This window comes from Bacteroidota bacterium, from assembly GCA_034439655.1.
Lineage (GTDB): Bacteria > Bacteroidota > Bacteroidia > UKL13-3 > UKL13-3 > CANJUD01.
The window spans coordinates 1-8,643 of sequence record JAWXAU010000084.1; the positions used below are offsets into that span (position 1 = coordinate 1).

General features: G+C 35.9%; 10 protein-coding genes. 5 read left to right on the plus strand and 5 right to left on the minus strand.

All coding sequences use genetic code 11. The annotated features are described in order from the left end of the window. The 5 genes from SGJ10_05310 to SGJ10_05330 form a co-directional block, all read right to left on the minus strand. Positions 1 to 372 (minus strand): hypothetical protein (locus SGJ10_05310; protein MDZ4757541.1); only part of this gene is annotated, 372 nt, incomplete at its 3' end. 175 nt (positions 373 to 547) lie between these two features. Further along, on the minus strand, positions 548 to 694 hold the full coding sequence (locus SGJ10_05315) for a hypothetical protein (protein MDZ4757542.1): 147 nt from the start codon (positions 692 to 694) through the stop codon (positions 548 to 550). Positions 695 to 844: 150 nt separating this feature from the next. Next, on the minus strand, positions 845 to 1,792 hold the full coding sequence (locus SGJ10_05320) for a glycosyltransferase family 2 protein (GenBank protein ID MDZ4757543.1): 948 nt from the start codon (positions 1,790 to 1,792) through the stop codon (positions 845 to 847). Positions 1,793 to 1,797: 5 nt separating this feature from the next. Beyond that, positions 1,798 to 2,604, minus strand: a complete 807-nt coding sequence (locus SGJ10_05325; protein ID MDZ4757544.1) for an SDR family oxidoreductase — start codon at positions 2,602 to 2,604, stop codon at positions 1,798 to 1,800. Then, entirely contained in the window at positions 2,601 to 3,053 is a 453-nt protein-coding gene (locus SGJ10_05330; GenBank protein MDZ4757545.1) for a hypothetical protein, read from the minus strand. Before SGJ10_05330 ends, SGJ10_05325 begins: the two co-directional genes overlap by 4 nt. Before the next feature lie 21 nt (positions 3,054 to 3,074). Between SGJ10_05330 and SGJ10_05335 the strand changes: the two genes are divergently transcribed. The 5 genes from SGJ10_05335 (at position 3,075) to SGJ10_05355 (ending at position 8,473) form a co-directional block, all read left to right on the plus strand. Then, positions 3,075 to 3,707, plus strand: a complete 633-nt coding sequence (locus tag SGJ10_05335) for a serine acetyltransferase (protein MDZ4757546.1) — start codon at positions 3,075 to 3,077, stop codon at positions 3,705 to 3,707. A gap of 37 nt (positions 3,708 to 3,744) precedes the next feature. Then, positions 3,745 to 4,263, plus strand: coding sequence for a transcriptional regulator (locus SGJ10_05340; protein ID MDZ4757547.1), 519 nt, complete (start codon positions 3,745 to 3,747; stop codon positions 4,261 to 4,263). A 1-nt stretch (position 4,264) separates the two neighbouring features. After that, entirely contained in the window at positions 4,265 to 5,626 is a 1,362-nt protein-coding gene (locus tag SGJ10_05345; GenBank protein MDZ4757548.1) for a glycosyltransferase family A protein, read from the plus strand. Positions 5,627 to 5,765: 139 nt separating this feature from the next. Continuing rightward, on the plus strand, positions 5,766 to 7,067 hold the full coding sequence (locus SGJ10_05350; protein ID MDZ4757549.1) for an O-antigen ligase family protein: 1,302 nt from the start codon (positions 5,766 to 5,768) through the stop codon (positions 7,065 to 7,067). Between the two features lie 122 nt (positions 7,068 to 7,189). Then, positions 7,190 to 8,473, plus strand: coding sequence for an MBOAT family O-acyltransferase (locus SGJ10_05355; GenBank protein ID MDZ4757550.1), 1,284 nt, complete (start codon positions 7,190 to 7,192; stop codon positions 8,471 to 8,473). The last annotated feature ends 170 nt before the right edge of the window (positions 8,474 to 8,643 follow it).

Consider the following 8,643-nt stretch of genomic DNA (forward strand, 5'->3'; position numbering starts at 1 on the left):
CAGTATATATATATATATATATATATATATATATATGTTTTTTTGTTTTATGATAAGCATGGGGGCAAAACTTATATGGTTGCCAGATATTCTTGCTTTAATATAGTGGTCCCCGCTTGTGTTACTGATGATTTTATCTCCTTGAAAACCCCCACCTAAATTATAAGCAGCATCCATTCTAAAACCAATATTTCCATACCATTTTGTAGCATTAAAGCCCATACTTACAGCTTTGCCAAATGAAGGAAAATACGAACTACTGCTGCCCCTATGATTTTCACTAATTTGTAAATAATTAGAAAGTAAGGGGGGATTTCCACCAAAGCTGTCCCCAAGCTGCCATTGGGCATTACTGGGCAAGCAGGCCAACATCGTATAAGGCTATTATTATATATTTCAGCTTTTTCATTTGTCAAAAGTAGGGATAATTTCTGTACAATATGACGAGCATCATACTTTCTTTATGAGCAGCATCATTTTACTGAGCTATGTAATAGTTGTTACTTTGCATCATAATAAAAGAGAGAGATTTATTATAATATAATTATTAAGGAGTAGTGAACTTAAAAATTTTCATGGTTAGCAGAAAGACCACCTCGTTGTAGGTGGTCTTTTCTGTTATATGGAAACTCAATATATAATAGTCCAAAAGAAAGGGACTAATCCCGAATGCTTTCGGGATGTAGTTCGGCATTACCATTCTACAAACTAATCCGCCACAGGCGGAGAACTATTATAGTTTAAGAATTGGTATTATATATAATTCGCGGGTTGCACGATTTGACAACTGTGTCCATGCTTGTGTATTGGCTGAGTTGTTAGACCTATGCGTGTGTGATAAATATTAAAACAACCGTTGCACTTTTCCTTTTAAATCGGCTTTTAGTTTTGTGCAAACTACAGAAAGTGTAATTGGATATTTGTTTTCCTGTTTGCGTTTCCTTAACTGTGTTGTCATATTATTAAACCCTGCAAACGATTTATAAAACCAAATTTTTCCTGCCCAGCAAACGAGCAATTTTAAATATATCATTATATAAAATGTATTGCGGTGCATTCCATCGTAATGTAGGTAACCCAAAATAAGTTTGTTACGGTTGGCTATAACTTTTACATACTCTTCGGGATGGTGTTTTTGTATGGTAGCAGAATTAGGATGGTAACATACAGCACCTGGTATATATAAACATTCCCAGCCCATGCGCAAAGCCCGTAAACATATTTCAGCATCCTCATAATAGAAAGGAGTGAACAGTTCGTCGTAGCCTTTTAACAGCATTAATTTTTTGCGGTTATATAATACACATGCTCCTGAGTTGAATAAAGTAGATACACTTGTTATATAATCTTTTTGTTCAAAATCGACAGTTGTTTTTAAACCTTGCAAACCCCAAGCAGGGAATTTTCCAGCATCTTGCAATTGGTTATCATAACCATAAATTGCACCGCCTACCGAAAATAAATTGTTATTGTTGAGGTATTTTACAAAGGGTTCAAAATAGTTTTCATCCAGTTTCACATCGGTGTTCATGGCCAATATCCAATCGTGTTTAGCTATATTAAAACCTGTATTACAATTAGCCGAGAAACCTAAGGTTGAAGTGTTCTCAATTAAAATAATATCATTATAGTTTTGTTTGATAAAAGCAATTGAATCATCAGTTGATTTGTCGTCGGCTATGATGATTTCAAAAGGAAGGTTTGAAATTTTGAGAGCGTTATATAAATGCGGGAGATTCTCCTTAAGCAGCATACTGCCATTGAAATTGGGTATTACAACAGATATTTTCATTTGCATTATTGACCCATTTTTTCTATTACATCGTTGCTAATTCCGGTAAACGAAAATCCACCATCGTGAAATAAGTTTTGCATGGTCACCATTTTTGTATAGTCGCTAAAGAGGCTCACACAATAGTTTGCACAATCCTCTGCACTTGCATTGCCAAGCGGGCTCATAGCATCGGCATAGTCGAAGAAAGAACCAAAGCCTTTTACGCCGCTGCCTGCAGTAGTTTTGGTGGGCGATTGTGATATGGTATTAATCCTCACTTTTTTCGATTTGCCATAATGATAACCGAAACTGCGGGCAATACTTTCGAGCAATGCTTTGGTATCGGCCATCTCACTATAATCGGGGAACACACGTTGGGCTGCTATATAGGTTAGAGCAACTACTGAACCCCAATCGTTAATGGCATCCATCTTCCAAGCAGTTTGTAGTAAACGGTGAAACGACATCGCACTAATATCAAAAGTTTTGTGCATCATATCATAATCCAGCTCGGTATAAGCTTTTCCTTTTCGAATATTAAGCGACATGCCTACGGAGTGTAATATGAAATCAACTTTACCGCCCATTACTTCCATAGATTCTTTGAGCAAGTTCTCCATATCTGCATTTTGGGTAACATCGCAAGCTATCACTTTGCTATTGGTGGCCTCGGCTAGTTGGTTAATAGTGCCAAGCCTCAATGCTATAGGAGCATTGGTAAGTGTGAATATGGCACCGTTGGCATGGCATTGCTCAGCTACCTTCCATGCTATTGAGTTAGGGTCGAGTGCCCCAAATATGATCCCTTTTTTTCCTTCTAAAATTTTCATTTGCTTATTTTTGTTAGAGTAAATTTATATGTGTTTTGGTGGTTATTAATCAGATAACATTTGTATTGTTTACCCTCTTGCAGGTAACTGAAAGTATCCTTGGGCGAGTGGGTTTCATTATTTCCCTTTACCAGATACATACTTTTTGTTGGGTTGTGGTGCAGGATCCTTAATATCTTATAATTTTTAGAGCCACTTATATTTCCATTGCTGTCAATTACAATATTCTTGAAGCTCCCATCTTCATAAGTTACTCGATGTTTGCCAATAAAAAGTTTTTGGGTATTTGAAATATTCGCAAACATTTTTTGTAAATTTTGAATTGAATCGGATATTGTGGTATTTTCCAAAGTGTCTTTTTTAAGTTCAGAAGTCTGTGTGCTAGGTGTATTGGAGTAATTGCAACCTTGAGCAATTATCACAATTATAAGAGCAGCATTGTACCTCATCGAGCTGCAATATTAACCCAAATGTTTGTATTGTTCAATTTCAAATTTGCTACCTTGCCCGATTTGGGTTTATTTTGTAGCTTTGTTACTAGGGCAGAAAGACTTTTAAATATGGCAAGCCAATTCAAATACTTTGGACAAGACGTGGAACGGATGGTAGGTAAAAAGAAAATTCGCTATATCCACATTTGGCTTAGTCGAAACTTTTGGGGCTTGGCTCTGTATAGATTAGAGCGGGGCTTGTTTATTTTGCTTGGCTCACCTTACGAAAAAATCAGGATTTTATTTTCACCTTTGTTTTACCCCATTCAAGCCTATTCAAATATTGATATACACTATAAGGCAGATATCAAAGGAGGGATATCAGTCCTTCACCCGTCAGTGGGCATTGTTGTGTCGGGCATGTCAGTAATTGGGAGAAACCTTACCATGGTGGGTGGCAATATTATTGGTGCCAAAGACCGCTGCAAACCGGGAGATATACAGGTAGGCGACGACTGCATTATGGGGGCTAATGCAGTAATTATCGGCCCTATTAATTTAGGATCCAAAATATATATTGCAGCATCGGCCTGCGTGGTTCATAATTACCCTGACGGAAGCATTACGTTAATGGGAGTTCCTGCAAAACCAGCAAAGTCAAAATTAATATAAAATCAACAACCCTTAAAAGTTACCATATAAAATAATTTTGAATTACAACGAGGCAAAACGAGAGTTTATAAGCACCTGGGGCTCGATGGGGCCATATTGGGGAATCAACAGAACAATGGCACAAATACATGCCCTGCTTTTGATATCGCCCGAAGCACTTACAACCGAAGACGTGATGAAGCAATTAGAAATTAGCAGGGGCAATGCCAATATGAATTTGCGTGATTTGGTTGACTGGAGTTTGGTAATGAAGAAAGTGAAAGCTGGCGACCGTAAAGATTATTTCGAGGCAGAAAAAGAACCTTGGAAAATTGCAAAGTATGTAGCCCGCGAACGTCGCAAGCGGGAGTTATCGCCATTAATCAAATCATTGGAGGTGCTTTCGGAATTTGAGGGCGATGGGCGAGATAAGAACGTAAAGATATTTAAGAAAACAGTAAGTGGCCTGAAAAAAATGGTACTGCAAACAGACAATGCTATTGAGATGTTGATGCATGCCGAGGAATCTTGGTTTTGGAGCCACATGATGGGAATGATAAAGTTTTTTAAAGATTAAAATGAAACTTAAAGGAAGAATAGCCACATTTATATTTAAAACTTACCCTAGCTCCAGTTGGTACTTTCATTTATTGCCTGGTGTAAAAGGTTATGTGCCTGTAGTGCGTTGCAAAATAGCTGATGCTGAGAAATACCCTGAAGAAGCTATAGATGAAGCATTTGATAGCACTTTATCGAAAGAATTGGACTTGGGATATCGCTTATGGAACAAAGGTTATATGCTAACCGATGATGTCTCAAAATGGCCTGAAGATACCGAGAAACCTACTATAACAGATGAGTATCGTTTTTTGAGAAAGTATTATAAAAAAGCATGGGCACTTAATGTATTGTTCAGAAGAATTTTAACACTGCACAATCCATTTGTTGAAATAAGTGCATTTATAAAAACAAGAAATACAAAAAGTGTGGAACTGTTTAAGAACCATAAAGAATATAAAGACTATCATTCATTTCAATCGCCACTAGCAGCTTCGCATCCCCGGGTTAGTATCATAATTCCTACCCTAAACAGATATAAATATTTGAAAGATGTGATATTTGATTTAGAAAAGCAGACTGTTACCCCTCACGAAATTATTATTATTGACCAATCGAAACCATTAGACTTGGATTTTTACAAACAATTTAAAGCCCCAATAAAATTGATAGTGCAAGAAGGCAGGGGGCAATGGTTAGCGAGGAATGAAGCGATTAAGCAAGCAAAAAGTGAATGGTTATTATTTTTCGATGATGATTCGCGGGTTGAACCCAATTGGGTAGAGGAACATATTAAAGGAGTTGATTACTTCAAAGCAGATATTTCGGCTGGGGTAAGTATATCGAAGGTAGGCGATAAAGTACCTCCCAATTATTCCTATTTTCGGTGGGCCGATCAATTTGACTCAGGAAATGCATTGGTTCATAAACGTGTATTTGAAACAGTGGGTTTGTACGATATGCAATATGATAAAATGCGGATGGGCGATGGCGAATTCGGGCTTAGAGCTTATTTACAAGGGTTCAAAAGTATATCACATCCGTATGCCAGTCGGCTACATTTAAAAGTGAGCGAAGGAGGATTAAGGCAAGATGGCCATTGGGATGCTTTCCATTCCCAAAAGTGGCTCGACGCTATTCCAATTCCGAGTGTTACGTTTTTGTACCGCAGTTATTTCAATAAATTAAATATTAAAGTAGGTATGACTACTGGTTTGATTTCAGCGACAATTCCGTTTAATTTAAAAAAGTATCGAAGCTTTTTACCGCTTACTTTTGTACTCTTATTGTTAAAATTGCCATTAACACTGCTAGGGTTTATGAAGTCGTGGAATATATCAAGTAAAATGATGAAAGAAGGCTCCAAAATAGAAAAGATATAATATGTTATTTAAAAACCTATCAAATATTAGGGTCAATTCACTTTTACTAATTCATCTATTATTGGGTGTTTTTTTTTATAATGTTGAATGGGCAATTAATATTTTATATTATGGATTACTTTTGCTTGTAATTTCAAACTTGTTTCTGAAACAAAATAAAAATGGAGTTGCCCATGTTTATATAATATACTTAGTTTCATTAGAAATTAGCCTAAGGATGCTCAATGCCAGTGTGCCTTGGGAAGGTGTAAAGTATATACTCATTTTTATTTTTTTATCAGCACGGCAGTTTCAGTCATATACTAATAAGTCTTCCGTATCAATTTTGCTGTATGTGTTTTTACTTTTACCCTCTATTGCATTAACGCAAATGGAGGATCTTGATTTATTTAGAAAGGAACTTTCTTTTAATTTGTCAGGACCCATAAGTCTGGCGGTTTCTGTAATTTATTTTTCAAACAAAGTTTTTACGATTAAAGAATTTAGGATTATAATTTTGTTGGGAGTTTTGCCGCTCATAACCGCTGCTACCATTATTTTTCTCAGAATCCCATCTTTATCTAGTATTGTATTTAATGATGCAGCAAATTTTAAATTAAGCGGGAATTATGGTCCTAATCAGGTGGCTACTATTTTTGGTTATGGTATAGTGCTTATGATGGTAGCATTTTTCTTAAACATCAGAGTAACCACTTCAGGTCTTATGGATAGAATTTTGATCTTCATTTTTTTCACTTTCTGTGTAATAAATTTTTCTAGGGGAGGGATTTTTACAGCCATTATTTCTATATTACTTGGAGCAATTGTTTGGTTAAGATATGCACAGAGTAAGACAAAGAATGTTTTTTTAATAGGATTTGGAGTTATCATTATTTTTCTATTTTTTCTATTTAATTATTTCGATAATATTACAGGTAATTCTTTGTCAAAGAGGTATGCTGGTTCCATCACCAAAAAAGACCCCAAGTATGAAAATTTCGGATCGGGGGTTACTGGACGTGATGAACTTATAAAAGGAGATTTTGCACTTTTTCAAGAACATATTGTATTGGGAGTTGGCGTGGGAATGGCAAAAGAAGCCCGACTTGAATATGGACATCGTAATGCAGCGTCGCACACCGAGCTTACCAGGCTTTTATCGGAGCATGGACTTTTTGGATTGGGGGCTTTACTCATCTTATTACTCATTCCGATACAGAGATTCTTTACCTTTAAAGCCTATTATCGAAAATTATTGATAGTTGTATTTGTTTCTTTCTCCATTATAGCTTCACTGCATGCGGCTATGCGGCTGTGTGTGATGGGTTTTGTGTACGGTCTCGCCTTCATTAATCTCATGCCCGATAAGGAGGAAGTTGATGCATCTGAACAAATAAGGTTGAGATATTTAGAGTGGGGGCAGTATGAGGAAGAAATCCAACTAGAGGAACTGAATGCATAATAACTATGCTTTTCAATTCGCTATATTTTGCTCTTTTTTTTCCTGTAGTTACCTTTCTTTTTTTCGTTGTACCTGTTAAGCTTCGCAATTACTTATTACTTGTGGCTGGTTGTGTTTTTTACATGGCAGCAATACCGTCATATATTATTATACTGTTTGCAGCAATTATTATTGATTATTATGCGGCATTGCAAATTCAAAAATCAGAGAGCAATAACCACCGAAAACGTTGGCTGGTATTAAGCATTGTTGCGACTTGTGCTTTACTTTTTGTTTTTAAGTATATTGATTTTTTTATCACGAATCTGAATATGTTTTATTCCATATTCGACTATGAGCAATTAAAACCTTATAAAATATTATTGCCTATCGGACTTTCCTTTCACACTTTCCAAAGCTTGTCGTATGTAATAGAAGTATATAAGAAGAAGTATATAGCCGAAAAAAAATTATCTGATTATGCACTTTATGTAATGTTCTATCCGCAATTGGTGGCAGGGCCTATAGAACGGCCGCAAACATTATTGGCACAGATAAAAAAACCTAAATATTTTGATTACCATAACCTCAAGTACGGGCTTACTTTAATGTGGTGGGGGTTCTTTAAAAAAATGGCCATTGCCGATCATCTCTCGTTTTTTGTGGATAAACTTTATGATAATCCCCACAGTGCAAGCGGTGCAGATTCATTGATGGGAATTTATTTCTTTGCCATACAAATATATTGCGATTTCTCGGGTTATACTGATATTGCTCGTGGTGCAGCCAAGGTAATGGGCTTCGATTTATCTTTGAACTTTAATAAACCGTATTATGCAACTTCGTTCGGTAATTTTTGGCAGCGGTGGCATATTAGTCTTTCTACTTGGTTTAGAGATTATATATATATTCCTTTAGGTGGAAACAAAAAAAGACATATATTTAACCTCATAATTACTTTTCTTATCAGCGGATTGTGGCACGGTGCCAACTGGACATTTGTAACTTGGGGAGGCATCCATGTATTATATCTCATTACCGAAATTTATATAAAGAAAATCCCCATACAATTGCCCAAAATTCTCAAACAAATTATCGTATTTCATTTGGTGTGTTTGGCATGGGTGTTTTTCAGAGCAGCAAATTTCAATGAGGTTTCGGCAGTATTTAATAGCTTAATTGCTCATACGTATTCAAAATCAAGCTTTTTTGGCAACTTCGAAAATACCATTGAGTTTGCCACAGTTTTGTTAATGATTATTATAGGGTTTATTATTGAGTTTCGATACAAAGTAAATCCATTGTTTGAAGCAATGGACAAAAGAAAAGTATCGGTGCAATATCTGTTTTCCGTTTCTGCCATTTTGATTTTGATATTTTTCGGCAGCTTTATTAAACCCCAGCAATTTATTTACTTCCAGTTTTGAGAAAGTTGAAACATATCGCAATTTTGGCAGTAATAATAACTATATTATTATATGTTTTAGATTTTGCTTTCAGCTCTGTATTCTCGCACGACCAGTATTATAAATCGTCGTGGGTATTGCATAAGACAAATGAAAAATTTGATGTTGCGTTCCTCGGTAACTCAAGGGTC

Coding starts and splice junctions, on each gene's coding strand:
- SGJ10_05315 (MDZ4757542.1), bottom strand. CDS start 694: ATGCCGAACTACATCCCGAAAGCATTCGGGATTAGTCCCTTTCTTTTG.
- SGJ10_05320 (MDZ4757543.1), bottom strand. CDS start 1,792: ATGAAAATATCTGTTGTAATACCCAATTTCAATGGCAGTATGCTGCTT.
- SGJ10_05325 (MDZ4757544.1), bottom strand. CDS start 2,604: ATGAAAATTTTAGAAGGAAAAAAAGGGATCATATTTGGGGCACTCGAC.
- SGJ10_05330 (MDZ4757545.1), bottom strand. CDS start 3,053: ATGAGGTACAATGCTGCTCTTATAATTGTGATAATTGCTCAAGGTTGC.
- SGJ10_05335 (MDZ4757546.1), top strand. CDS start 3,075: ATGTTTGTATTGTTCAATTTCAAATTTGCTACCTTGCCCGATTTGGGT.
- SGJ10_05345 (MDZ4757548.1), top strand. CDS start 4,265: ATGAAACTTAAAGGAAGAATAGCCACATTTATATTTAAAACTTACCCT.
- SGJ10_05355 (MDZ4757550.1), top strand. CDS start 7,190: ATGGCAGCAATACCGTCATATATTATTATACTGTTTGCAGCAATTATT.